The 23981-nt window shown below is 59.6% G+C and carries 20 protein-coding genes; 12 read left to right on the top strand and 8 right to left on the bottom strand.

Annotated features, from left to right (window positions below):
• Nucleotides 1-338: 338 nt before the first annotated feature.
• Nucleotides 339-1877 (bottom strand): winged helix-turn-helix domain-containing tetratricopeptide repeat protein, encoded by a 1539-nt coding sequence (locus tag JN279_RS32925; protein ID WP_202351261.1) that lies wholly within the window; start codon nt 1875-1877, stop codon nt 339-341.
• Between the two features lie 688 nt (nt 1878-2565).
• Between JN279_RS32925 and JN279_RS32930 the strand changes: the two genes are divergently transcribed.
• Nucleotides 2566-3258, top strand: a complete 693-nt coding sequence (locus JN279_RS32930; RefSeq protein ID WP_202351262.1) for a class I SAM-dependent methyltransferase — start codon at nt 2566-2568, stop codon at nt 3256-3258.
• Between the two features lie 130 nt (nt 3259-3388).
• On the opposite strand, the gene JN279_RS32935 is transcribed toward JN279_RS32930, so the two are convergent.
• Together JN279_RS32935 and JN279_RS32940 are read right to left on the bottom strand one after the other, a co-directional pair.
• Entirely contained in the window at nt 3389-5038 is a 1650-nt protein-coding gene (locus JN279_RS32935; RefSeq protein ID WP_202351263.1) for an alpha/beta hydrolase, read from the bottom strand.
• 711 nt (nt 5039-5749) lie between these two features.
• On the bottom strand, nt 5750-6709 hold the full coding sequence (locus tag JN279_RS32940; RefSeq protein WP_202351264.1) for an AraC family transcriptional regulator: 960 nt from the start codon (nt 6707-6709) through the stop codon (nt 5750-5752).
• 151 nt (nt 6710-6860) lie between these two features.
• Between JN279_RS32940 and JN279_RS32945 the strand changes: the two genes are divergently transcribed.
• The 10 genes from JN279_RS32945 to JN279_RS32990 all read left to right on the top strand — a co-directional run bounded on the left by JN279_RS32945 (nt 6861) and on the right by JN279_RS32990 (nt 18282).
• Entirely contained in the window at nt 6861-7709 is an 849-nt protein-coding gene (locus JN279_RS32945; RefSeq protein ID WP_202351265.1) for a class I SAM-dependent methyltransferase, read from the top strand.
• A 196-nt stretch (nt 7710-7905) separates the two neighbouring features.
• The gene (locus tag JN279_RS32950) at nt 7906-8082 is read left to right on the top strand and encodes a hypothetical protein (RefSeq protein WP_096454608.1); all 177 of its coding nucleotides are present in this window, start codon (nt 7906-7908) and stop codon (nt 8080-8082) included.
• 180 nt (nt 8083-8262) lie between these two features.
• Nucleotides 8263-8829, top strand: coding sequence for an OsmC family protein (locus tag JN279_RS32955; RefSeq protein ID WP_096454610.1), 567 nt, complete (start codon nt 8263-8265; stop codon nt 8827-8829).
• Nucleotides 8829-10124 carry an NAD(P)-binding domain-containing protein gene (locus tag JN279_RS32960; protein WP_202351266.1) on the top strand — a complete coding sequence of 432 codons (1296 nt, stop codon included), beginning with the start codon at nt 8829-8831 and terminating at the stop codon, nt 10122-10124. The genes JN279_RS32955 and JN279_RS32960 overlap by 1 nt, the downstream gene beginning before the upstream one ends.
• 139 nt (nt 10125-10263) lie before the next feature.
• Complete coding sequence (locus JN279_RS32965) at nt 10264-11550, top strand: NAD(P)/FAD-dependent oxidoreductase (protein ID WP_096454614.1); 1287 nt, start codon at nt 10264-10266, stop codon at nt 11548-11550.
• A gap of 273 nt (nt 11551-11823) precedes the next feature.
• Nucleotides 11824-12276 carry a MaoC family dehydratase gene (locus tag JN279_RS32970; RefSeq protein ID WP_096454616.1) on the top strand — a complete coding sequence of 151 codons (453 nt, stop codon included), beginning with the start codon at nt 11824-11826 and terminating at the stop codon, nt 12274-12276.
• A 10-nt stretch (nt 12277-12286) separates the two neighbouring features.
• Complete coding sequence (locus tag JN279_RS32975; RefSeq protein ID WP_202351267.1) at nt 12287-13543, top strand: MFS transporter; 1257 nt, start codon at nt 12287-12289, stop codon at nt 13541-13543.
• Between the two features lie 1320 nt (nt 13544-14863).
• Complete coding sequence (locus tag JN279_RS32980) at nt 14864-15658, top strand: class I SAM-dependent methyltransferase (RefSeq protein ID WP_096454622.1); 795 nt, start codon at nt 14864-14866, stop codon at nt 15656-15658.
• A 248-nt stretch (nt 15659-15906) separates the two neighbouring features.
• The gene (locus tag JN279_RS32985; RefSeq protein WP_202351268.1) at nt 15907-16200 is read left to right on the top strand and encodes a hypothetical protein; all 294 of its coding nucleotides are present in this window, start codon (nt 15907-15909) and stop codon (nt 16198-16200) included.
• A 1854-nt stretch (nt 16201-18054) separates the two neighbouring features.
• Complete coding sequence (locus JN279_RS32990; protein WP_202351269.1) at nt 18055-18282, top strand: hypothetical protein; 228 nt, start codon at nt 18055-18057, stop codon at nt 18280-18282.
• 288 nt (nt 18283-18570) lie between these two features.
• Here JN279_RS32990 and JN279_RS32995 read toward each other — a convergent pair whose 3' ends face one another.
• The 3 genes from JN279_RS32995 to JN279_RS33005 form a co-directional block, all read right to left on the bottom strand.
• Nucleotides 18571-19185 carry an acyl-homoserine-lactone synthase gene (locus tag JN279_RS32995; RefSeq protein WP_202351270.1) on the bottom strand — a complete coding sequence of 205 codons (615 nt, stop codon included), beginning with the start codon at nt 19183-19185 and terminating at the stop codon, nt 18571-18573.
• A gap of 65 nt (nt 19186-19250) precedes the next feature.
• Nucleotides 19251-19979, bottom strand: a complete 729-nt coding sequence (locus JN279_RS33000; protein WP_202351271.1) for a LuxR family transcriptional regulator — start codon at nt 19977-19979, stop codon at nt 19251-19253.
• A 167-nt stretch (nt 19980-20146) separates the two neighbouring features.
• On the bottom strand, nt 20147-20413 hold the full coding sequence (locus JN279_RS33005; protein ID WP_202351272.1) for a helix-turn-helix domain-containing protein: 267 nt from the start codon (nt 20411-20413) through the stop codon (nt 20147-20149).
• 202 nt (nt 20414-20615) lie between these two features.
• Here JN279_RS33005 and JN279_RS33010 point away from each other — a divergent pair, with 202 nt between their 5' ends.
• Nucleotides 20616-21878 (top strand): threonine synthase, encoded by a 1263-nt coding sequence (locus JN279_RS33010; protein WP_202353857.1) that lies wholly within the window; start codon nt 20616-20618, stop codon nt 21876-21878.
• On the opposite strand, the gene JN279_RS33015 is transcribed toward JN279_RS33010, so the two are convergent.
• Both JN279_RS33015 and JN279_RS33020 read right to left on the bottom strand, forming a co-directional pair.
• Complete coding sequence (locus JN279_RS33015) at nt 21873-22943, bottom strand: PLP-dependent cysteine synthase family protein (RefSeq protein WP_202351273.1); 1071 nt, start codon at nt 22941-22943, stop codon at nt 21873-21875. The genes JN279_RS33010 and JN279_RS33015 overlap by 6 nt on opposite strands.
• Nucleotides 22940-23878 carry a GHMP family kinase ATP-binding protein gene (locus tag JN279_RS33020; protein ID WP_244734256.1) on the bottom strand — a complete coding sequence of 313 codons (939 nt, stop codon included), beginning with the start codon at nt 23876-23878 and terminating at the stop codon, nt 22940-22942. The genes JN279_RS33015 and JN279_RS33020 overlap by 4 nt, the downstream gene beginning before the upstream one ends.
• Nucleotides 23879-23981 lie beyond the last annotated feature (103 nt).

A 23981-nucleotide genomic window follows, 5' to 3' on the forward strand; every position in this document is an offset into this window, starting at 1 on the left:
GCAGATAGGGAATACGTCCGAGATGGTATCGTAGGCCGAGTGCCCGCTTCTTCGCACCTTGACCTAAAACCAGTCGGTCAGCTTCCGGCCTCCAATCTGCCGGTCAGCAATGCCACGCATCTCGGCCGTAGAGGTCAGCTTAACCGCGTCCTGAAAGCCGACCTGAGTGGCCTCCTACGTCATAGTTGTGACGCTAAATCTATGGGGAGCGCTGAGATGGAAAAAGGGCTTGCCTTGTGCGGGTCGTTGAAAGCGCTTCGCCGCGGCGTTCGTACACACAAACGCGAACATCGCTTCTCTTCCCACATCGAGGGAGCGCAACCGATGGTGTCGGCCGTTCAGCTGAGCCCCGCAATGTGCAATCCCTCGATGTAGAGGGCACGGTGCTCTGGCCGCACCATCGGGTAGTATTTCTCCACCCAATCCAAAGACAGAGATGGCTGAAGCCGTTTCGCTTCGCTGAGAGCACGAACCGCCGTGGCCTGATCGCCGAACACGCCGGCAGACGCAGCGAGGGTGCGCCAGGCGGTTCCGAAATGGGGACGGAGCCTCACAGCGCGGCTCTCGAGCCGAACGGCCTCGGCGAAATCTCCAATGACGAAATGGCACATGCCCTTTATGGACAGGTTCGCCGCTTGGGTGAAGTCGCGGGGACTCAGCCTCTCCGCGATCGCGAGATGATGCAGACCGTCTGTCGGAAGGCCTCCATAGCCGTAGGTCGATCCGAGGATGGTGTGAGCGATTGCAAGGCTGGGGTTCAGGCTGATTGCCTCGCTTAAGGCTTCGACTGCCTGATCAAAACGGCGCGCCACCATATAGGAAAAGCCGGCCGCAAAGTGCGTCCAGGGATCTATCGGATCACGCTGGATTGCACGTTCGGCCATTTCTTGGGCGGCGGCAAGGTTGGCCGTCGGATCCACAATTCCAAGCAGTGTTCGAGCCGTTCGCATGCAGGCGAGCAAGCTATTGGCACGGGGATAGTCAGGTTCGATCTCAGTGGCGTGCATTAGCAACGCCTCCGCGGAATCGATGTCCGCCGCCGGGCCCCACGTCCAAACATGAGGCATGGCCCTCATGACGAAACCCCAGGCGTCGAGATTATTGGGCGAGCGGCTCTGAAAGCGGTCATATTCCGCTGCGTACAATCTCGGCTCGATTGCCCCGATGACACTGTCTGCGATTTGGTCCTGGAGAGTGAGAAAATCGGAGTTCTCAACATCGTAGCGCTCGGCCCACACCTGATGCCCACTCGACGTGTCGCTCACTTCGGCGCCAATTCTAAGACGTTGCCGGGAGCGGCGAACGCTTCCATCGAGCACGTAGCGGACGCCGAGTTCTCGCCCTACCTGCTTGACGTCAACAGCCTTGCCCCTGTAGCTGAAAGAAGAGTTGCGAGCGGGTACAAACAGCCAGCGCAACCGCCCAAGCCGCGTTATAATGTCCTCAGCCAGCCCGTCGGCAAAGTACTGTTGCTCTGCATCCTCGCTGAGATTTGTGAAGGGTAGCACCGCGATCGATGGCCCCGGCTCCGAAGATGCGGCTGCCAGTGCAGGCTGATCGAGTTTTTCGACGGTGCCGGTGAACCGATAGCCAACGCGAGCGACTGTCGCGATCCAGTCCGTGCCGTCGGACATCGAACCCAACAATCTTCTCAGCGAAGCGATTTGAACAGACAGATTGCTCTCCTCCACCGCTATACCCGGCCAGGCAGCGTCGATCAATTCGGTCTTGGTGAGAACTTGACCGGCGCTGTCCGTTAACTTCGCCAGAAGGAGCAGCGCTCGGTACCCGACCGGCACGGGAACTCCGTCTCGAAGAAGCGTACCGCTTTCCGAGTTCAGAACAAACGAACCAAAGGCAACGCGCTGCCCAAACATGTGAGGACCTTATGTCTTTTCGGGACGTTTCGGAACTTTTCCGAGAGCCTTGGGGACATTTGAAACCCCTAGACGCAAGGTACCTCCACGTTGATAGCGAGGAGCCGAGAATGTCGTCGATCACGCACGAACGGGCACCTGTCCTTGCCGCACCAGATTTCCAGGAGACATGCGGATTCGCAAAGCGAGGTAGACAAGAGGAATTTCGTCTAGCTTTAGATCGCTACTTGGCCGACTACGTCGAGTATCAAAGAAGAGTCCGGCTTCAATCCGGCCCGGATGTTTCCGGGTTCGCGAGAAGACATTTGCCTAATTTCATACGGCGACTAAGAGCGGTTTTCAACGCCGCCGGCTGGGGTACCTCTGCAGTGCTGCGCCCAGCGAGATGGCCTATCGAGCCGCTCCATCAATCGCGTCCATTGGAGCGAACATCTTGCCACAAGCATTAGGTGGCATCGTTTCGACTCGTCGTTATCGACCCCTTGAAATCCTGGCGCCACGTGTCGCTTCTTCTGGTGTCAAAGCAGGACGACACAGATTGACGGCCCCTGGCAAAAGCCGGATATTACTTAAGCTGATGCTAATATCATGGCCGCTCCGTGCCAGCCCAGGCGCCAAACGGGTGACGTTCGAATCAGAAAGCACCGAGTTTTTCCAGTACGCGAAATGCTCGCCTCGAGGAGGAGCCATGAAGTCCGACCAAGAGTTATTCGAGAAGGGTCTTGCAACATACCAGAAGGTTGTCGCGGCGAACTATATGGCCCATTGGGAGGTCTATGAAACGCTGCGCCAAGTTCTTCTCGATGAGGCTTCCGACGGCTTCGTCTTTGCCGATCTGGCCTGCGGCACAGCCCCCGGCTCAGCAGCCGCACTGGCCGGCAGCAACGTCGCACGCTATATCGGCATCGACATATCCCAACCGTCGCTCGATGCAGCCAAGGAAGCGCTTGCCCCACTCACCTGCCCGGTCGAACTGCGTTGCGGAGATTTCGTTGCTGCAATCGATTCCTGGAAGGGGCCGCTCGACGTTGTATGGATTGGTCAGTCCCTCCACCATCTTCTTGCGCCGGACAAGCGGAATTTCATGCGCAAAATCCGCGACCTGTTGCCCAGAGATGGTCTTTTTCTGATATGGGAGCCCACGCGCCTCGAGAGCGAGGATCGAGAGGGATGGCTCGAGCGATTTCATAAGATAAGGCCCGAGTGGGCGACGGTCTCTGACGAGGAGTTCGCCGCCTTTGAGACCCACTGCCGCGCATCCGATTATGCCGAGACGGCCGCGACTTGGATTGGCATGGGCCGCGAGGCCGGTTTCAGAACTGCGGACGAATTGATGATGGTGCCGAACAGACTGGCACGCGTCTACCGGTTCCGTCACTAGGGCCGTGAACTCATAAGTCCGGCATGAACTGAGACGAGTGAGACAATGGCCTGTCGGTTTCTTGCGACGGAAAAGGCGTCTAGATCGTCCATTTCTACAAGCAGGAGAAAGACAAGCCAGCCTTGCAGCCTTAGCTGGCCTTCGTCGGAAACTTCACGGCGAGATAGTGTTGGATTGCGTCGACTAGACGGTCCGAATCGGCGCCCCAGATCAGGTGGTCATCTCCCGGAAGCTCAACGAGCGTGGCGCCAGCAATGTGCTCGGACAGGTAAAGCGCTTCTTCTACCTTGACCCATCGATCGCCTTTCCTCTGCAGGATCAGAGTGGGCACATGAATCGCGTGGAGGATATTACGAACATCGACTTCTGCGCCCCAGCGCCACAATGCGATGGCATCGGAGGGAGACGCCGAACTCCTCAGATAGGCTGCGAACCATTGTTGCTCGTGGGTATCGTTCGCCAAGCTCGGCGCCCCTCGTCCCAAATCCCAAGGCTCTCCCCACTTGCGTTCGATTTCGGCCAGTTCTTCTTCCATGTCCTCTCTAGTCTTTGCCCAAGGATAGTCCGGTGACCAAAGTCCCTGAGCGTAAGCACCGTGAAGAATGAGTGCCTGGGTTCGTTCGGGATAGGTCGCCGCAAAAAGCATGCACAGGACGCCCCCTTCGGAACTGCCGAACAAGACTGTCCGTCGCGATCCGATTGCATCGAGTACCGCCCGTAAATCGTCCGCCCGCTCCTGCATCGTTGGAAAGCCCACGTTGCGATCGGAAAGCCCAGTGCCTCGCTTGTCGATGCGGACCAGCCGGCAAAATGACCCAAGCCGCCGCAGCACATGCGCCAGCCGCGGGGATTCCCAAGCATAGTCGAGGTTGGAAACCCAGCCCTGTACGTAGACGAGGTCGAACGGCCCTCCACCGGTTACCTGATAGGCAACGCTGACCCCGCCCGACTTTACATAGTGCGTTTCTGGGCGCAGCGAGGCTGGCACCGGACTATCGACAAGGCCTGCCGCGGGTTCCAACAACGTTGTTGAATTCGCTTTGGACGTTACCGAGCGGCTAGCACGGAGCCTGTCGTTCAGCTCACGCGTCTCCTTCTCCGGTTCCACCTGGAGGTGCTTGCGAAGGACCTCGCGAATTTGGGCATACTGCTTCAGTGCCATGTTCAATCGGCCTTGGCGGGCATAGATTTGCATGAGGCCTCGGTGAATGTCTTCCCTGAGTGGATCCGATCCGATTAGGCGCCTCGCTGCCTCGACATAAGCGGCCAGATTGTTCTCAACCGAGTAGTGATGCAGAAGTTTTTCCAGAACGCCGATCCAAATCGTCCTCAATCTCTCTCGTTCCACCCTGAGCCAGTCGTTGAACGGTTCTTCCTTCAGGGCGAAGCCATCGAGCAAGTCACCGCGATAGACAACAACGGCTTGTTCAAGCTGCTCGTGGTCTGCACCTGACGCTAGGCGCTCGAACCGTGCCACATCGATCTCAAGATCGTCGAGCTTGAGGGTGACATTGTCGCCGTCTGCCAAGAGGCGTCGGTCGTCGACCGATGGCAACGCCTTCCTGATCGCCGACAGGGCCTGTCTAAGGCTCATCCGCGCCTGCGGCTCCCCAGTATCGCCCCATAGAAGCGCGGCGAGTTTCTCGCGCGAATGGGACTGTCCAGGATTGAGTGCTAGATAAGTCACCAAACCACGCGCTTTGCGGCTCAGCGCTGCATTGGCAAACCCGCCTCCAGCAAGAGTGAAGCCGCCGAATAACAGAAGTTGTGTTTGCGCCACCGTTCGCAAGCCATGTTGGACATTCGATTGTTCCCCGGACCTGCTGCGACTTCAACTGCAATCTGTCTGGACAGGCGCTTTTCACGAACCAATCACAGTTCTTCGTACGCATCCCTCACGGCCATACGAGAGACTCTCAAATCAACACTTGGCAAGGGAAACGCTATGCTTGGCCCCAGCCTTTCCGATTGGCCCATTCAATCTAGGGGATCGTCAACGGTAGAACAGCCCCCCGGCGACATTCGAGCGTCACGTTATGACCTTGCACTTGCATGCTACCTGGAACAACAAGAAGCTCATCGCGCAGCGATCATGGCATCTCGACAACATGCGCAGACCCGTCTGGGCACCCTGGTGCTCCTGCGTCTATCGAGGGTCGGCCTCTTCTTGAAACGGAAAGTCATCGCGGCGCGATAAGCCTATGACCCTCCGGACCGTCGGGTGTGAGTTGAGCGACCGCTTTGCGCTGCGTCCGTCGCAAGGCAGACAGTCCGCTTGCGGCCCAAAGCTGTCGAGAAAGCAGACTTTGTTGGTGACCATACTGAACGTCGGAGCCGCGCAAAGTGCCGTCGTTGGGAATTCAAAAACATTTTTCCCGTGGCAAGCCTTCGGACGAGTTCGCAGAGGCCTATCAGTCAGCGGCGTTGCTATAATCAAAAGCACCGTCAACTTGCACAACGTAGTGATGACAAATGCATCAATCCATTGCGCCTATTGCGCCACTTGTTGGTCTCTCCACCGCGCCGGTGGAAGACCGAATTCCCGTTTAAAGGCCCGGCTGAAGGCCTCCTCCGATTCATAGCCTACCGAATATGCCAACTGGCCGATCGTCTTTTGGCTCTCCCGCAATTGCGATTTCGCGGCCTGGAGACGCCAGAGCGTTAGATATCGGATTGGTGGCATGCCTATTAGGCTGGTGAAGCGCTGAACGAAAGCACTACGGGACATTGAGACTTCCCGAGCAAGTGCTTCGGTCGACCAGGAAGCACACATGTCCCCGTGCATCAACGCCAACGCGCGCCCGACGCGAGGGTCGGCGAGACCCTTCAACCATCCTGCATCGGGATTGTCCGACGTCGTGGCATAATGGCGCACGGTCTCTACAAACAACAGCTCTGACAGACGCGACATGACGCTCGATGAGCCTAACTTGCCGCGGGTTAATTCGTTGGCTGCGAATCTCACCGAAGCATCGATCCACTCCCCCGACGCCCCCTCTCGGACGTCGAGTTTGAGGATGCTCGGCAAGGCCGCGATGACGGGATTGAAGGGGTCCTGGCTGCCCAGGAAGCCACAGACAATGTGCGTGGCTTCACCACCACCACCATGGGATACCCGAGCAAGGCCGCCGCTATCCGATGGCCGGATAAGATCCAGCGCGCTGACGGGGTCCAGCCCGTAGCCACTGCCCAGCACGTGCAGATCATTGCGCGGAAGGAGCACTACCTCACCGGCACGCACCTCGATCGCCGGCTCGCCCTCGACGCTTATAAGCAGTCTTCCCTCGACAACGAAGTGATAGGCGATCAGCAGCAACGGGTCCGTCATGTACTTTTTGCAATCCTCGGCGGAAAGCCTAGTGGCAACGCACCATGGGGCGGTGAAGCGGGCGTCTAGAAATACACCGCCCGTCAGTCGAAATGACCTCAGAACGTCCGAGAGTGGGTCCATAGCGGTCTTCCTGATTTGGACGATCAGTCATCTGTTTCGGCCGCGCGATCATACTCGCCGGCATGGTGGGCTTCTATACACCCCTCACCAAGACGGGCGCCATCCGCACCGACCGGTCGTGGCCGGGCTCTCGTCATCTGATGATCCAACTATGGAAGGTAACACTGTGCTTGATTCAAGCAAAACCACTTCCCCGACGGTCTTGTCTGACTTTGCGGCTATCAAGGTCCGCCAGCAGGTCACCTGGGCCGCCGGCGACTATGCCATGATCAGCACCACGCTGCAGATCGTTGGAGAGCGCATATGCGAGGCAGTCGACCTGCGCGCAGATGAGCGAGTAATCGACGTTGCTGCCGGAAACGGCAATGCCACGCTTGCCGCCGCGCGGCGTTACGCTCAGGTCACCTCAACGGATTACGTCGACGCCCTTTTGCAACGAGGCCAGGAGCGCGCCGATGGGGAGCGCCTGTCCGCTACTTTCAAGGAGGCCGACGCCGAGGCGCTGCCCTATGCGGATGGCTCGTTCGACGTTGCGCTGTCGACCTTCGGTGTCATGTTCACCCCAAACCAAGAGAAGGCAGCAGCCGAACTCACCCGCGTGGTTCGCCAGGGTGGTCGCATCGGCATCGCCAACTGGACGCCCAACGGGTTCATCGGTCAGCTGTTCAAGGCCATCGGCAAATATCTGCCTACGCCGGCCGGCGTTAAATCGCCGGCGCTTTGGGGCACGCAGGTGCGGCTCGCCGAACTCTTCGCCGGGCATCACGTCAGAAGCTCAAGCCAGATTTTCAACTTCCGGTACAAATCCGCTGATCATTTCTTTGGTGTCTTCAAGACCTACTACGGCCCGATGAACCGCGCCTTTGCGACCCTCGAAGTCGGTGCGCAAGCTGCTTTGAAGGCTGACATCTTTGATCTTCTGGATCGAATGAACCGGGGCGGACGGGGTACGCTCATCGTACCCAGCGAGTATCTCGAGGCCGTTATCACGACGCGCTAACGATCAAAGAGGCAAATGTCGCATCGGCATCCACGAGCTAGCGGCGACAGTTGTGGGAAAATTTCAACGCCTCGATCTTTGTTACCGAACGGCGATTTCGGTGGAACCTTCCAGATACAAATGTGGAGCATTCAACATTCGTCGAACGCCCGTTGGATACATCCCTCGGTGCCCCAAGGCTCTACAGGAGAAGAAAATGTCAATGTTTGAAACGCTCGCTCGCTATGGGGCGGCCTTCAAAAATGCCCGTGAAGCACGAAAGTCGGAACGCGTTCTGAACAGCCTACCGATCGAAATTCAAAAGGACATAGGCTGGCCGGTTACGCCGCGCTCAAAAAGGCTCTCATCAAACACTTGGGGCAGGTTCCTCTGAACGACGCCCATCGCCCTTAACATCTGCAATCCGTTGGCTTGGCCTTGCCGGAGTTAAGCCAGCATAGCGTCTCGTCCGGCGATTCTACGCCCACTCCCATGTTGGGTACAACGCCCCATGGGAAGACAACCAGTCCGCTGAAAGACTCGGACCCATCACTATCGACAGGAGTACGACCTAATGACCAAGCACACAAAAACCGCCACGAATGGCGTCAACGTAGCCGCTCTGCTTGGCGCCCGCGAGGCGCTGAAGGATGCCCCCGAGGCCGCCCGCTTCAAATGGAGAGCAACTAGTGAGTGGGTAAAGGGCACCCACAACCGAGCCACGGTTGCCGGATTTTTCGGCCTGGGCACAGAACACCAGCATCGCCAGACCTACAAGTTCGAGTCCGATCACCCGGAAGTCTTCGCGTCGGAAGACAACGGCGCGACGCCGGTGGAGTTTGTGCTGGTCGGCCTGGCCGGTTGCCTGACCGCGGGCATCGCGGCTGTTGCGCAAAACCGCAACATCCAGCTGCACTCAGTCAAGGCGACGCTTGAGGCGGGCATGAATATCCAGGGTATCCTCGGCATTGATCCGGATGTGCGCAATGGTTTCGATGGCATCAAGGTGCATTACGATATCGACGCCGACGCCAGCGCGGAAGACATAGCCGCTCTCGTCGCACAGTCGCAAAAGCGTTCGGCCGTCTTTGACGTGGTCGCCAACCCGACCGATGTCACTGTCACCTCGAGCAAGTCCTGATGAGCGAAAGCGCATCGCGCGGGATCGCCGGCACCGTTGACGTAGTCGTCATCGGTGCCGGTCACTCCGGCCTGGCCATGAGTTATTTGCTAGGCCAGTGCTCGCTCAGGCATGTGGTTCTCGAGCGAGGCGAGGTCGCGAATTCCTGGCGCACGGAGCGCTGGGATTCACTGCGTTTGCTTACGCCCAACTGGATGACGCGGCTCCCCGGCTACCCATACCGGGGCGATGACCCGGACGGCTACATGAGCGCCGGCCAAGCCGCTGATTTCATCTCCAATTATGCCACATACACATCAGCACCGGTTCTTACGCGCACCACTGTCACCAGAGTCGCGCAGAGCAGACACGGCTTTCGGGTCGAGACCTCGCGTGGGGACTGGCTGTGCCAAGCCGTCGTGCTCGCGACTGGTGCGTTCAACAAGCCGGTCATACCGAGATTGGCCGAGGCCATGCCAGCCAATGTCGAACAGCTATCGGCTCACACCTACCGCAATCCGCGGCAACTTGCCCCTGGCGGGGTGTTGGTGGTTGGGGCATCGGCTACAGGCCTGCAATTGGCACAGGAGATTCAGCTCAGCGGCCGGCCTGTAACGCTCGCGGTAGGCGAACACGTTCGGCTGCCGCGCGTCTATCGAGGTCGCGACATCCAATGGTGGATGCTCGCGACGGGCGTATTGGACCAGCACATCGATGACGTAGACGACCCCGACCGCGCCCGAAGAGTACCGTCGCCACAGCTTGTCGGCACATCGGACCGCGCGACGCTCGACCTCAATGTCCTGCAAGGACAGGGCGTCAAAATCGTCGGGCGGCTGATGGGCATTCGCGACTCTGTAGCCCAATTTTCCGGATCGCTGCGCAACGTCTGCGCGCTCGCCGACCTGAAGATGAACCGGCTGCTCGCTTGGATCGACCAATGGGCAGAGGCCAATACTCCGTCCGGCATCGGTCCCACCGAACGCTTCGTTCCTACCTTAGTTGGTGAGACGTCACAGCTGGAACTCAAACTCGGGGAAGACATTCGCACGGTGCTATGGGCTACCGGTTCTAAGCCGGATTTTTCATGGCTGGACTTGCCAATCTTCGATCGCAAGGGCGACCTCAAGCATAGTCGCGGTGTTGCTGACGTTCCCGGTGTGTATGTGTTGGGGCTGCCTTACTTGCGTCGCCGGAAATCGAGCTTCATCCACGGCGCTGAGGACGATGTGCGCGAACTCAGCACCCATATCGCCGACTACATCGACAGGTCAACGAGCCAAATAAAGTCGCGTCTCCGCTCGGTGGCGATCTAGGGCGGCGACGGAGGACGCGCCTCAACATTCCTTAGCTAAATTCCGTGCTGCGCGGGCGTCATCCCATCTTCATCGGCGGCGTCAGCGCGGACGAGCAAGCGATAGCCACCGAAATCTCCCACTGCGTTAGGACATTAAAATGCGCATCAAACCAGGCTGTTCCCATTACGACGCCATCATCGTCGGCGCTCGCTGTGCCGGTGCCTCGACCGCCATGCTGCTTGCGCGAGCCGGGCTGCGAGTCCTTGCGCTCGACCGCAGGGCCTATGGATCGGACACGTTGTCGACCCATGCGCTGATGCGCCCGGCTGTTCTCCAGCTGTCGCGTTGGGGCCTGCTGAAGAGGCTGCTCGACGCCGGCACGCCCTTGATAACCGCGACCGCCTTCCACTATGGCGATCAGGAAATCACCATACCTCTGCGCGCGAGCCCGCATCTGCCGGGCCTGATAGCACCGAGGCGCACGCTGCTGGACAGGACGCTGGTCGATGCCGCTCGCGAGGCCGGCGCCGAGGTGTTGCACGACACGGTCGTTGCGGATTTGGTCAGCAGCGCCGATGGCAGGATGCGTGGCGTTCAGATACTCACTTCTGACGGAGCGCATCTAACCATCACAGCCGACATAGTCATTGGGGCGGATGGGATTGGGTCGCTGGTGGCGAAGCGCTGTGGAGCGCAGACGCTGCGGCGCGGCCAAGTTTCGGCCGCCCATCTCTACGCCTACGTGCCGGTCGAGCCGGAGAGCAGCTACCATTGGTATTTTCGCGAGGGTATAAGCGGCTCGTTCATCCCGACCAATGACGGCCTCGCCTGCATCGTGGCCTCAGTGCCGACAAAACAGTTCGACGAACGCTTTCGAGGTGGCCACGCAGACGCCCGCATGGCTACTCTGCACGCAGTGTCTCCAGAATTAGCCGCACAGGCCGGGAAGGCAACTCGCGGAAGAATCCATGTCTTTCGTGGCGCGCCGGGTTTCCTGCGCCAAGCGCATGGTCCAGGCTGGGCGCTTGTCGGTGATGCCGGGTTCTTCCGCGACCCGATCACGTCGCACGGTATTTCCGATGCGCTGCGCGATAGCGAAAGCCTTGCCTGTGCAATCCTCGATAACACCGCCAAGGCCTTTGAGGTCTACCAGCGCGAGCGCGATCTGATCAGCGGGAAAATCCTCGACGCCACCGACGCAATCGCATCCTTCAACTGGACGTTGCTCGACATAGAGGACAGGCATCGGCAGTTCAGCACCGTGATGAAAGCCGAGATTGTGCAGTTGTCCCAGTGCGATATGCCCGGCCGCAGCCCCGCGGTGCGCGGGCGGCAAACGACCACAGCCCTGACCCTGGCGAGTAAAGGCTCGTCTAACAGGAGAGAGGTAGCTCATGCCAACCGGAGGTCGAAGCGACTACGCCAACGAAACATTGCTCAGTGAGTAGCAAGCCGCAGTCGAACCGCTGAATTCAAACAAAGGTAAAAAAAATGCATCGCTCTTTCGGAATGGAAACCTTACCGCCCTCAAGCCTTTGGACGCTAGTCCGCCAAGGCCCATCCATCGAAGACGTTCGACGCCACCTGCTTAAGGTAACGAACTACCGGGACTTGTTCCCGACAAAGGGCACGACCTGATCTTACCGTCACGATTTGGCGGCGTGGTCCAGCGATGGCTGGCTCAGCCACATGACGCAACTTAACTTGGAGTAAGCCCATGAATGCAAAGACACAGGATGGCTGGATTGGCGTCGTCAAGGGACGCCCGCAAGTGGGCGCATTCGCCGAGCGCTCTCGGCGCACGCGTCCCGAAGACATCGCGGCCTTCACCGAGATGACCGGTGACCGCAATCCGCTGCACTACGACAGGGCACTGGCCGAGGCCTCCGTGTTCGGCAAGCTCATCGTCCAGGGCGGCGTCACCTCCGGCATCCTCAATGCGCTGGTAGCCGAGGACCTTCCCGGTCCAGGCACGGTGTTCCTTGAAGTCGGCTGGAAGTTCGTCAAGGCGGTCGGCGTCGGCGAGATGATCACCGGCCGCGTCGAGATCAAGGAGGTGCGCCCCGATAAGCCGATCTGCAAGATCGAGACCTCGGTGCGCAATGAGGCCGGCGACGTCTGCCTGACCGGCACCGCGACTGTGTTCACCGTGCCGCTGGCTCGCGGCTGAGTGGTTGGTCATGGCGCTCCGGCTGAGTTCTGATAGCGCGGCCGAGGCCGTCCTGGTCAAGGATACGCATCGCTGGTGTGTACTTGCCTTGCTCTGCCTCGCCGTGGTGCTGTCGCTGACCACCTGGTTTTCAGCTACCGCGATCACGCCCGAGCTCAAGGCGGCGTGGCTTCTCTCGAGCACGATCGAGGCATGGCTGACCAATGGCGTGCAGATCGGCTTCGTTGCCGGCGCGCTGGTCTCGAGCCTCGTCAACCTGCCCGACGTCGTCAGGTTGAACCGGCTGATGGCAGTTTCTGCACTGCTTGCCGCCGCTGCCAACGCCTGTCTGTTGCTGCAGCCCGGACAGGTCGGCATCGTCGCTGCCCGCATCCTCACCGGCGTTTCGTTGGCCGGTGTCTATCCGCCCGCGCTGAAGCTGGTCTCGACCTGGTTCATACGAGGCAGGGGACTGGCGCTCGGCGCCGTCATCGGTGCGCTGACACTGGGTTCGGCGCTGCCGCATCTGTTCCGGGCACTCACCGGTTCGCTCAACTGGCAATCGGTGGTGCTTGCCGCAAGCGTGGCGACACTCATCGGATCCACGATATTCTGGTTCTTCGCTGGCGAAGGGCCGCATCCATTCGGCAAGGCGATCTTTGAACCGCGCCAGATAGGCGCAATTTTCGGCGACAGGCCGTTGCTGCTGGTCAATATCGGCTATCTCGGCCACATGTGGGAACTCTATGCGATGTGGGCATGGCTGCTCACCTATGCCCGGGCTGCACTCGAAGTGCAGGGTCAACCGTCGCCGGCTTTTGCATCACTGTTCACGTTCTGCGCCATCGCTGCGGGTGTCGCCGGCTGCCTGCTTGGCGGCGTGTTGTCCGACCGCTTCGGCCGCAGCCTGACCACGGCAGGAATGATGATCGTGTCCGGCCTCTGTGCGCTGGCCATCGGCTTTGTCTTTGACGGGCCGCTCTGGCTGTTCGTCCTGGTCGCACTGGTCTGGGGCATCTCAGTCATCGGGGATTCCGCGCAGTTCTCGGCGGCGGTGACGGAGCTTGGCGACAGGCGCTTTGTCGGCACGGCGCTGTCCGTCCAACTCGGGCTCGGCTTTGCCCTCACCGTGCTGGTCATCGGCTTGATCCCGCGCATAGCGGGCTTGCTTGGCGGCTGGCGTTGGGCATTCCTGCTTCTAGTACCTGGACCGTTGATCGGTGCCGCGGCCATGCTTGGCCTGCGGCGACTACCTGCTTCCACGAAGATGGCAGGCGGAAAGCGGTAAACCTCATCCCTCCGAAATCCGATGGAGAGGTTTCTGCATCAGGCTCTCCCAGCGTGGAGAGTGGGCGTCGAATCCCGTGACGCCGGTCTTGTTGCCTTGATCGGTGGAGTTCACGGGCAGGTTGACGACCGCGCGCCCTGCCGACTTGCAAAATAGCCTCCCGTTTCCAGGTGGTGATACGCACCACGATTGTGTTGCGGGCGAGGCCACCTCCTTCTCACCTGCAAACTTGCTCGCACGATGGAAACATCGTGCGAAATCCTCTCGATGTCGTATCATCGCGCAAGATCTGACATCATAGACTTCATGGTTCCGAAGGCAACGGCGACAAAGCAAGTGCATGAGATCTAGGGTTCCTGGAGCGAACACGTGCATAGCGGAAACGCGCGTCCAACATCCCGCAATCGATGTCATGCCGTATGAGCATACCGGTCATTTCGCTTCTCTGATCGACTGCTCTGCGATGGTCATGCTTGGTAGTGGCGGGATGACTGCTTATTGCGATTTCGTCCCACAAGCAGACAGTCAGCTTGCGGCCCCAAAGCGGTCGGTTCGGCAACGCGTCAGGAATGGAGCTTGCGAACCATCAATGCCGAACCGACAGCGGTTCAGGGCCTCCGACCCTGTCGACGCCAGATATCCGGCAGTTCATTGTTGACGACGGTGCTGGACGGGGCCCGCGACCTTGTCAGGCACCAACAAGGAATTCGAGACTGTCGATCGGATGCTTGCGTCTCACGCGCGCACCCTCAGCCTCGACGCTTTTTCCGTTACCTGGATGAAGACCACCGCGCATCTTTCCTGATCTCTTTGCGCTCGATTGGCGGGATCGATACCCCTTATCCAATGCGTCCGCCACTACGGCACCTTACGAATATGTATTCCAACGGAAATGCGCGGGAAACATGAATGGCTCATTGTTTCGGAAGGAATGGAGTCATCTTAATGAACAGGATCGCTGAAACCTTCTGGATTGCGTTCGCGCTGGTTCTAGGCGCGGCCCTTGCAGCCGTCGCGGTACCGATCGTTGCCATCGGTTGCTTTTTTTTGAGCTCGCGCTTCCTGTGGCGATGCGGAGGGTTTATCGGCACCCCTATTGCGGCCGTGTCGTTTATCCCTCCACCCGAAGGGATTCGGATGATCGGTCCCGTGTTGCTCCGACCATAGAGACGACCCACACCGTCGTTGGGCGATCGCAACCCTGTGAGTGTGTCCGCGGTTGCAACGATGGCCGCTGCCGCCATGGCGCCGGATACGTTTCGGACACTGCCGCATCGAACTGGCGTTCTGGGTATCGCCCGCAACAAAGAGCAAGAATGAATGTTGGATGAAAAAGCCCAGGAGCCGCTTGCAATATCATTGGTTCCACAGATTGACAGATGCGGCGGAAACGACGGCCTTGCGTTCCAAGGCGCGCCTGGCTGGCATCTGGCACCACCACGTGCATCCGTCGTCGAGACACCCGATGGCATAGGCACCATTGGCCTGCACAACTTTATTGCGCAACAGTTTTCCATGCCGGAGGGCATGTGCGGGCGTGCGGCCGGGGCTGTCATGGGTCTGATAAATCACCTGCCCAACAGGCGGGCCATCGAACGATTGGACATCGGCGAGAAGGATGACGTCCTAGAAATAGGGTTTGGGCCGGGTTGGGCGCTCAAAAAAATGGCCAGACTTGCGCACAGCGGTACGATCACAGGGGTGGATCGGTCGCCGACGATGTTTCGTCAGGCCCAAATTCGAAATCGAGCCGCAATTCAAGACGGAAAGCTGAAACTGATCCAGGGCACCTTCGAGCGGCTGCCAGTGGAAAGCGCCTCAATGGACAAGGTTCTGGCCGTCAACGTGATATACTTCTGCTCGCCGACCGGAACCGCCTTGGCGGAAGCCCACAGGGTCCTGCGTCCAGGCGGAACAATGTCGATCTACGCGACGGATTGCTCTTCAATGAAGAGGTTGCAATTCGTTGGCCCCGAAACACGACAAACATTTGATCTAAAAGGACTTGAGGATTTCCTCGGCAAGAGCGCATTTGCGTCGGATCAAATCGATATTCAAATGATTTGGTTGCCATTCGGCTTTCGCGGCCTGGTGGCGCGACTGTGCAAGCGGTGACGTGGTGTACGGGTGTACCGCGCGCCAACTGACCATCTTCGAAGCACCTGCGTGGCAGATGCCAACCACAACGACGGCACAGATTGCCGCCACTACTGGCCCAAGAGCGCCGGACCCCATCTGCAACACTGATCGGTGCCAACCAGTCCTCGACCGAGAGTCAAGCGGCAGCCGGAGGATTGATCGGCAAGGATTCACCCTGACCAAGCCCGGTAGCCTGAAAGGCTGCGCTGCTCTGCGGAGGGCAAATGCCCAATAACGCGCGATTGCGACTGCTGGTAGCCGGCGCTTTCGCAGCCATTGTCGTCTGGGTTGGGTTTTATGTCTTCGGCGAACATCGATCAAACCAGCAAGGAAAAGAAGCGACGTTGCAGCAACTGGTGGATAAAGCGCTGCGGCAGGGGTGCCTCGATGACTTAAATGGCACGCTTTCCATCCCGCCGAACCACCCATATGAAGTCGCGAACTGCCTCCGAATGGGGTATTTAAGCGAAGCCGAGGTGAAAAGTCGGGAGGATAACCTTGGCATCCCACTGCGCTAGACGCAGGAAATTTTGGTCCGGCAGTCCGATGCCGCCATGTCGGGTCTACAACAGGTGGAAACGAGCTTGTAGAGCGATCCCGGTGACACCAGTCGACTTGATCCAATGTCTAACGTTGGGGCAGGCGAAACGAGGCAAATGCCTGGTCTTTCTCGCGGGAACGCCAAGCACTCCTGGATGGTGACGACACCGATCAATTGAGTTGAGTGTCTGCTTTTGGTCAACTAACGACATCGAACATTGGCAGTTCAGCGTCCGCTATCGGCGTTCCCTCCACCACAAGCGAACCTACTACTGTCGGCCCTATGCTGCCGGACCGCAATGCGCCCAATGTCGGTCGTTGAGATCAACTTTGTCGGTGCTCGATAGCAGACACAGTGTCCAAACGGCGACGGGCGTTATCCAAGCGGGGTCAGTAGCGGTCGCGCTGTCAACGACTGCGTCGGCGATGGCGACGTCCTTCAGGCCATCGTGGCAGTTGGGATATCGCGACCTATGGCAATGGGCTCGCGCTTTTCGCGCTTGGCGCCTCCGCAAACCCGGCGTAGAGGTTGGAGAGAAGGCTTCCAAGTATCCCTCAGGATGGCCCGGCGGCGTCCGGGTTCGCGTCCTGAAGTACCCTCAAGGGCAAATTTGGCACACCGTAATCGATGTGAATTCTTGTTAGGGCTTTATCTTCCTGGTCTTGCTCGGGGTTAGGAATCCGCCCTTTAGCAGTTCCAAGGCGTCGAGCGCCTCTTCATCCAGCAAATTTGTCAAGGCTACCCCACCCACGGGTACAACCATGTAGTTGTCTATGTCGTAGACCTCCCACAGCCCATCCTCGACCCTTCGGATTGCGTACCGGCGTTCCATTAGGAATTGCTTATATAAGAGTCTCGCAAATTCCGGCCAGAAAATTCGGTCCACGGGCCGTGATTAGCGGTGGAAAACTAGGCAGCCTTGATTACTGAACAATCGCCAACTGGGATCGGGGTCGGAATTGCGAAACTCATCTCACCCTCTGTTCTCGTCTCTGCCTCGATGGCGCGGAAGACTACAATTTGCAGAATTCCCTTAACGGCAAACTTATGATTTCAGGCGCATCTTTTGGTTGGTGATGGATGATTGAAATGAAGGTCATCTTGGCGCTGGCTGCACTGATCCTTGCGACGACCCATAGCTTGGCAGACGAGCAAAGGGTCGACAAGAAATGGCCGTCAATCATCTACTACGGCAACGGAACGAGCCAAACGGAGAGTGAACGGCTATACGTTGAGGGCGATGGTGGGACCGCGGCAAAACAGCCAATTCAAGTCAACAATGGGTCTGGGACAGGCTCGCCAGTTCAGCCAGATGGGGACAAGCGCCGACAAATTGTCGTTCAGCCCTCCTATCGAACCGGACGACAATAGCCAGGCAGGCCGCGAAGCGCATTGCCTCCGGGTCTTCCTTAGCCGCCATTCTCTTTGTGTCGTCGGTTGGCAGGGACACCGATCATTTCAAAATTCCTGGCTTAGCCAGCCTCATCCCAGCGCCGCCGTGTAAGGAGATCCGTCCAGCGCGCGCTTGCCGGGCGAAGCCTTCGTATTGACGGCCCGCTGCCTGGGGTTCGCGGGCAGCGGGCCTTTTAGTTTCGGCGGGTGGAGGCCCACCGGGCAGCAAATGTGCCGTTCGCTGCCGATCGTGATGGTTAGCTGGCGCTGCCCAACTGAGCTACTTACTGAATCGTAAGGACGTGCCGCCCATGGAAGCCGCCGTCCTACTGCCGGTCTTTTGCTTGCGACGCCCGTCACAGCAAATTTAAACGACAGACTTCACTGGCAGGGGTATTTTCCGCCCCCTGATCATAGCTGGCAACTGGGAGGCACAGACATGATTGACCGCATGAACATCGACCCCGCCCTGTATCCGTCGGACCTGGAAGCCCTGAAACGCATTTTCATTCAGGTGTGCCAGGAAGGCCATCTGATAGCGGGCTCGCCGCAGGCTGAAAGGCTTGCAGCCGATCTTGTCCGGCTTTTCCAGAGCGGCATGAACGACGAGACGATGCTGCTCATCGCTGCGCGGGCACGTCATCAGGATCTGAAGCCGACAGGTTGACCTGACAGAGTTGTCGGCTCTTCGGTTGGTCGACCTGCTGGAAACTGAATCATCGCAGTCGATATGCATGGTCGAGCGACGAAGACAGCAGATTCACTGTTCTGGTGGCGGTATGAAACCATGATGAATGCGTTTGAAGGAGGGCAACTGGACCGGCTGCTTACTCGCTTTCGCCTTTCGAAAGCCGCTCGTCCGCTTCCGGCCCAAAATGGTCGTCGAATAGTTCTACAATTCGCGATCGATTGGCGGTCTCCGGCTGGCGAACTTCAGCTGGCGATGGGTATCATTCTAGATCTTATCGGCAAGTATGACGCCGCTGATGCCGTAGGCGCGGCGCGTGTGTTCAACAGCCTCGGGCGTGACATCGATCAGCAGCGCGATGATGTCGCCGTCGGGATGTTCGAGAACGTCGCCGAGCTCGGTCAGCGTCCAGCCAAGCGCGCGCAGCCGTTTTGGCCAGAATGTCTCGCACACCACGCTGATCTGTCGAATCCCCAGAATTTGGGCCATCTCGAGCATACCGCAGAGGACGAAGCCGGCGACCGGCGATGAAGCACCGTGCGTGCGAAGCGATGGAACGATGAAGAAGCGCGTCCATTCGAAAATCTCAGCCGCTCTCGGAGGCTTGCCACCGGCGAGGACCGGGAAGACCTCGCTCATGAGATGCGGTTCCAGCGTCGGCACGAGACGGGAGCCGCCAACGATCTTGCCGTTGGTGTCAAGCGCCAGGACATAAAGCGCATGCTCGTTGTCGAAGGCGTCGATCTCGATGTTGATCGGCCGGGCGACGGCGCGCCATCGCCTCTGCTTGACGTAAATGTCGTACCTCATGCGAAAGTAGCGCTCCAGAACTTTCCTGTAGTGCTTCCTGTTGTCCCAAGTGACCAAATGCACACGAACCATGACGCCTCCATGCGGAGGTCGTAGGAAAACGGATTTGCCGTACGTATGACGGTATTCAGGTATTGCTAAATCTGGATTTCCTGCCGTCGCAGCGCCTTGACAATGGCATGCGCCACGTTGATTGCATCGAGCTTGCCTCGAATGTTGCGCTGATGGCTTTCAACCGTGTTCCTGGTGACGCCGAGGATACAAGCGATGTCATCGTTGGATTTGCCTTGCGCGCTCCACTCCAGGAGTTCGCGCTCGCGCGCCGTCAAGGGCGTGGGCTCATCGCCATCGCCGGCTGTTCCCAGCGCTGAGAGGCTGCGAAAGGTATGCACGCAAAGTGTTTCGATAAGGGGCATGGCGCTTGGCGGAACGTCCATCCGGTCACTCGCCACCGTGACGACGCCCGGCCCGGCCAGTGGGACATGAATTGGGACGCAGATACCTTCTTTCATCCCGAACTCGGCCGCCTCGTCCATGACCAGCTTCGCGCGTGCAACGAGCCTTGCGGCCGGCAGCTCGCCCCATCGGAAGGGCTGTGGCGAGTGCCGGCACTGGGCGACACAAGGATCGTGCAAAAAATACTCTTCGGCGACATACCGACGATGCCATTCAGGAGACCAGCCATCAGCAAGAATCTCACGCTGCCAGTCCGTATCGTGCGGCACAGGCAGTCCGGTGATCAGAAAATTGCGCAATCCGTAGCGCTCCATGGCTGAGCGGAACTCTTGAAGGATTGCATCGGCCGACCGCGCGGTGTCGATCTTCGAGATCGCCGCAAAGAGGTCAGAAACGATTTTGTTCTCCATTGGCAGACCTCGACTACAGTCAGGCCCTACCCGCGCAACAACCTATGCGTGCCTTGATACCATCTTCAATAGGAGGCGGATCGAATGTACACTGAAGGAGTCAATCGCATGTCACAACGAAGAGATAAGTGAAAACTGGATCAGTACTGCATTGATGACGTTTGGCTTCACTCGGTCGACTTGGAAGCGACCTGCTTCGTCACCCGGATAGCTCGCCTGTCTGCCGGACTTGCTGAAACCAACTCTTGCGGCTCGACATTCAAGGCCTTGGCCAAAATTTCGACTGTATCCAGCGTGGCGTTGCGCCTCCCGGCCTCGACGCTGCTGATATAGGCGCGCGTGCGGCCCGAAACGAAAGACAACTGCTCCTGAGAGAGTTTTCTCTCTCTCCGGAGCCGCTGCACGTTCAGCCCGAAAACGCCGCGAAGTTTCATCAAACAACGGATGCTACGACGCGCACTATGGTGCGACACACTATAGTGCACATTCCGCATTGACAGCGGTCCTGTTGGCTGTTTGAAACAACCAGCGATTTCATCGTTTCCTGGATAAGGAATAGCCATGGCGAGCCGGCCGTTTCGCGACCTCGCACACGATATGTCCGCGCATCTCTCAGGCGAGCAAAACCGACCTGGTATGGACACAGGTCGCGTCCTGGAGTTCGTCTGCATCCGATGCGGCGCTTCCTACCCGGCCGATGTCACCATCGACTCCAAAGGGTGCGCGCGCTGCCAGGACACCGCGCCGGCAAATCTTGCGCCCGTCTATACGGCCCCGCAGCCTCACCCCTTGGCCGGCGCTGCCACCTCGGGCTCGCTGTGGCGTTTTGCGCATATGCTGCCTTGCACAGAAGCGGAGGCGGTGAGCCTCGGCGAGGGTCTGACACCTTTGCTTGCCGCGCCGCGCATAGGCGCGTTTCTCGGCGTGCCTAACCTCGCAATCAAGGACGAAGGCCGAAACCCGACCTGGTCGCACAAGGACCGCTTCTCGACAATCGCGGTCAGCGTGGCGCGTGCACGTGGCGCGAAGATCGTCGCGACCGCATCCTCGGGAAACGCCGGCGCTTCCCTGGCGGCCTACGCCGCCCGCGCCGGGTTGAAATGCGTCGTCACCACGTTCGCGGGGTCGGCCGGCGCGATGCTGGCGCAGATCCGCAAGTATGGCGCGACGGTCCTCCCCTTGGTCAGCAAGATGGACCGATGGTCGCTGCTTGAACAGGCGGCTGCCCGCTACGACTGGTTCATCGCCTCGCCCTATCACGGTCCGGTCGTCGGCAGCCACCCACTCGGCATCGAGGGCTACAAGACGATCGCCTACGAGATTATCGAGCAGTCAAACGGAACGGCGCCAGACTGGTGCGTCCTGCCGGTCTGCTACGGCGATGCCCTGTCCGGCGTGTGGGCTGGCTTTTGCGAGCTGTTCGCCCAAGGGTCGATCACGCGCCTGCCTCGTCTCGTCGCGGCGGAGGTGCATGGGTCGCTGGCGGATGCTCTGGCCAGCGGCACTGATGCGTTGAGTGAACGCAAGATGCTGTTCGACAGCCTTGCCGTATCGATCGGTACGCCGCGCAGCACCTTTCAGGCGCTGAAGGCGCTGCGCGAATCCGGCGGGCACGCCGTCCCCGTCAGCAATCACGGCCTGATCGCGATGCAGGAGCGCCTTGCGCGGGACGAAGGAATCTTTGCCGAACTGGCGTCGGTCACGCCGCTGATAGCGATATCGAAATTGAAGGACCAAGGTGCCATCGCAGCCACAGACCGTGTTGTGGCCGTCGTGACGGCCAGCGGTCTCAAGGACGTCGATCGGTCCGCCGGATCGAACGAACACGATCAGGTCTTCCAGACGACGGACGATGCCTGGCGCTGGCTCGACAAGAACGGGCTGGATCTCGTTTCATAGATTCTCCGCGGCGCCAACAGCCGGTGGCACTTCCCCTGCTTCGCGCGTTTTCAGCACATCGTCGAGGCTGCGGCGCAGCCAAAGAAAGCGCGTCCATTGCGTCTCCGCGGCTGGCGCGATGGTCGTCAGCGTCCTCGGCTCGGACGGCTCCTTGCAGGGCCAGCCAGGCAGCGCGCTGAGCCATTCGTCACTGTAGACAGTCTCGGCATGGCGATGGCCTTCGTCAGGCATGATGACCGCCACTTGCGCATCCGAAAGGGTCGTTGCAACCCATTGCGCGACCAAGGCGGCGGCGCCGCTGGTCGGCCCCATGAACAGGCCGTGGTCGCGCAGCAAACGGTGCGCGGTCCCATACGCCGGGTAGGCGCCAACCCAATGGATTTCGTCGACAAGCTCATGCCTGACATTTTTCGGAAGTACGCTGTTGCCCAAGCCCCGCAGCATGCGTTTGCCGACAGGCTGCCCGAACAGAATGCTGCGATGGGTATCGACGGCAAATACCGTCAGGTGCGGAAAGACGGTTCGCAAAAAGGAGGCGGTGCCGCATAGCGAGCCGCCCGTGCCGACGCAGCCGACCAGGCAGTCAACCTTGCCCATTGCGCGGATGAAGAGTTCGGCCAACCGCGCATAGGCAAGCCAGTTACCGGGACTGTCATATTGGCGGGTCCAGAAGCCGTCCGGCTCGTTGGCGAGGATTTCCTGGAGGCGCTCCAGCCGGCCAGGCTGGTTGCCGTCGCCGCGCGGATCGTCAAGCGCGATGACCGTGGCGCCGATGCGCTCCAGGCGGGCTTTGTATTTGGCGTCAATCAGCGTTGAAGCGGTGACGAGCGTAAGCCGATAGTGGCGCGCTGCCGCCAGCAGCGCGACCGCCATGCCGAACGTGCCGGACGTCGTCTCCACGATATGGGAGCCTCGCTTCAGCTCGCCATTCGACGCTGCCCGATCCAGAATGAAGCGGGCCGGCATCAGCTTCATCAGCGGAAAAGCCGCGGCCACGAGATTTGGCGCCAGGCGCGCAAGGCGCGGGGTCTCAAGGTCCCTGAAATAGTCCACGTCGAGGCTCACCACGTCCAGCCCTCCGCATTGACCTGATGGATTTCGACGTCGTTGAAGCCGGCACGTCTTATCTGCTGCGCGACGAGCGCCGCCCGTCGCTTCAGATTCGATGCGAAAAGATCAAAAATCAGGCCGAACAACGAACCGCTATGGGCGACTTGCACCCCACACGCCCCGGCTCGCCGGGCGATTTCGGCGATCTCGCCGAAGCCCTGTTTCGGCAAGTGCCGTTGACTGATCAGGGCACTGGCCGAGGCGGCGCGTCCGAGAAGATAGGGATCCTGGAGGCGAACCGCCCGCGCCACCAGCGCCCGAAGCACGCCGAATTCCTGGATCTCGGCACTGTCGTAGCGCGCGGGCGGCAGCTGCAATGTATCGACCGGAACCCCGCCATTTGCCTTGAACCCGACCAGAAGCAGCGGCGGCAGGGAGCCGCCGAAGTTTTCAATAACCCTGCCCTCGCGCTGCGCGAACAGCACCGCGTGATCATCAAAGGCGATGGCGTCGCTGGCGCGCTCGGCGGCAACGGCCAGACGCCCGATGCTCGAGGGCCGCAGCTGGACGTTGACTGCCGCTGCGACGGCGCGAATGGAAGCGACAACGTCGGCCGTCGATGAGCCGTAGCCGTGCCCCACGGGAATTGAGCTTTGAAGGGTCAGCTCGCCGCCGCCGGCGGCGTTCAGGAAATCGAGCGTGAGCCGTGCGGCGGCCGACGCCTTGACCTTATGATCGGGGTGGACAACGACCGCATCTGCGTCGCTCCGGACAAAGCGCGCCTGCGATCTCAAGCCGGCAATCGGCAGCGTCACGAGCCCGCGATGAAGGCGCCCGCGATCGTCCTTGAAGACGCCCTGGATGAGTTCGCCGTGATGCGCCATCGCCACCGCCGTCCCAACCGGCGACCGCAGCACTTCGCGGCTCATAGGATCGCCTGCCTCAGCCATTTTCATCTCCCCCGCTTTGTCGCCACGCGGGAAGATGGCACCGGCGGTCGGCAAGCGCCCTCAAGGAATTCCGGTATTGACACCCCTATCGAAAGAGCGAACC

This window comes from Mesorhizobium sp. 113-1-2, from assembly GCF_016756475.1.
In the GTDB taxonomy this organism is placed as follows: domain Bacteria; phylum Pseudomonadota; class Alphaproteobacteria; order Rhizobiales; family Rhizobiaceae; genus Mesorhizobium; species Mesorhizobium loti_C.

Bases quoted from the DNA above. Each gene is read 5' to 3' on its own strand.
- JN279_RS32970 (WP_096454616.1), top strand. From the start codon at position 11,824: ATGAATGCAAAGACACAGGATGGCTGGATTGGCGTCGTCAAGGGACGC.
- JN279_RS32965 (WP_096454614.1), top strand. From the start codon at position 10,264: ATGCGCATCAAACCAGGCTGTTCCCATTACGACGCCATCATCGTCGGC.
- JN279_RS32940 (WP_202351264.1), bottom strand. From the start codon at position 6,709: ATGGACCCACTCTCGGACGTTCTGAGGTCATTTCGACTGACGGGCGGT.
- JN279_RS32995 (WP_202351270.1), bottom strand. From the start codon at position 19,185: ATGGTTCGTGTGCATTTGGTCACTTGGGACAACAGGAAGCACTACAGG.
- JN279_RS32950 (WP_096454608.1), top strand. From the start codon at position 7,906: ATGTCAATGTTTGAAACGCTCGCTCGCTATGGGGCGGCCTTCAAAAAT.
- JN279_RS33010 (WP_202353857.1), top strand. From the start codon at position 20,616: ATGGACACAGGTCGCGTCCTGGAGTTCGTCTGCATCCGATGCGGCGCT.
- JN279_RS33020 (WP_244734256.1), bottom strand. From the start codon at position 23,878: ATGGCTGAGGCAGGCGATCCTATGAGCCGCGAAGTGCTGCGGTCGCCG.
- JN279_RS33005 (WP_202351272.1), bottom strand. From the start codon at position 20,413: ATGAAACTTCGCGGCGTTTTCGGGCTGAACGTGCAGCGGCTCCGGAGA.
- JN279_RS32985 (WP_202351268.1), top strand. From the start codon at position 15,907: ATGCCCAATAACGCGCGATTGCGACTGCTGGTAGCCGGCGCTTTCGCA.
- JN279_RS32960 (WP_202351266.1), top strand. From the start codon at position 8,829: ATGAGCGAAAGCGCATCGCGCGGGATCGCCGGCACCGTTGACGTAGTC.
- JN279_RS32990 (WP_202351269.1), top strand. From the start codon at position 18,055: ATGATTGACCGCATGAACATCGACCCCGCCCTGTATCCGTCGGACCTG.
- JN279_RS33000 (WP_202351271.1), bottom strand. From the start codon at position 19,979: ATGGAGAACAAAATCGTTTCTGACCTCTTTGCGGCGATCTCGAAGATC.
- JN279_RS32975 (WP_202351267.1), top strand. From the start codon at position 12,287: ATGGCGCTCCGGCTGAGTTCTGATAGCGCGGCCGAGGCCGTCCTGGTC.
- JN279_RS32930 (WP_202351262.1), top strand. From the start codon at position 2,566: ATGAAGTCCGACCAAGAGTTATTCGAGAAGGGTCTTGCAACATACCAG.
- JN279_RS32945 (WP_202351265.1), top strand. From the start codon at position 6,861: ATGGAAGGTAACACTGTGCTTGATTCAAGCAAAACCACTTCCCCGACG.
- JN279_RS32955 (WP_096454610.1), top strand. From the start codon at position 8,263: ATGACCAAGCACACAAAAACCGCCACGAATGGCGTCAACGTAGCCGCT.
- JN279_RS32980 (WP_096454622.1), top strand. From the start codon at position 14,864: ATGTTGGATGAAAAAGCCCAGGAGCCGCTTGCAATATCATTGGTTCCA.
- JN279_RS32925 (WP_202351261.1), bottom strand. From the start codon at position 1,877: ATGTTTGGGCAGCGCGTTGCCTTTGGTTCGTTTGTTCTGAACTCGGAA.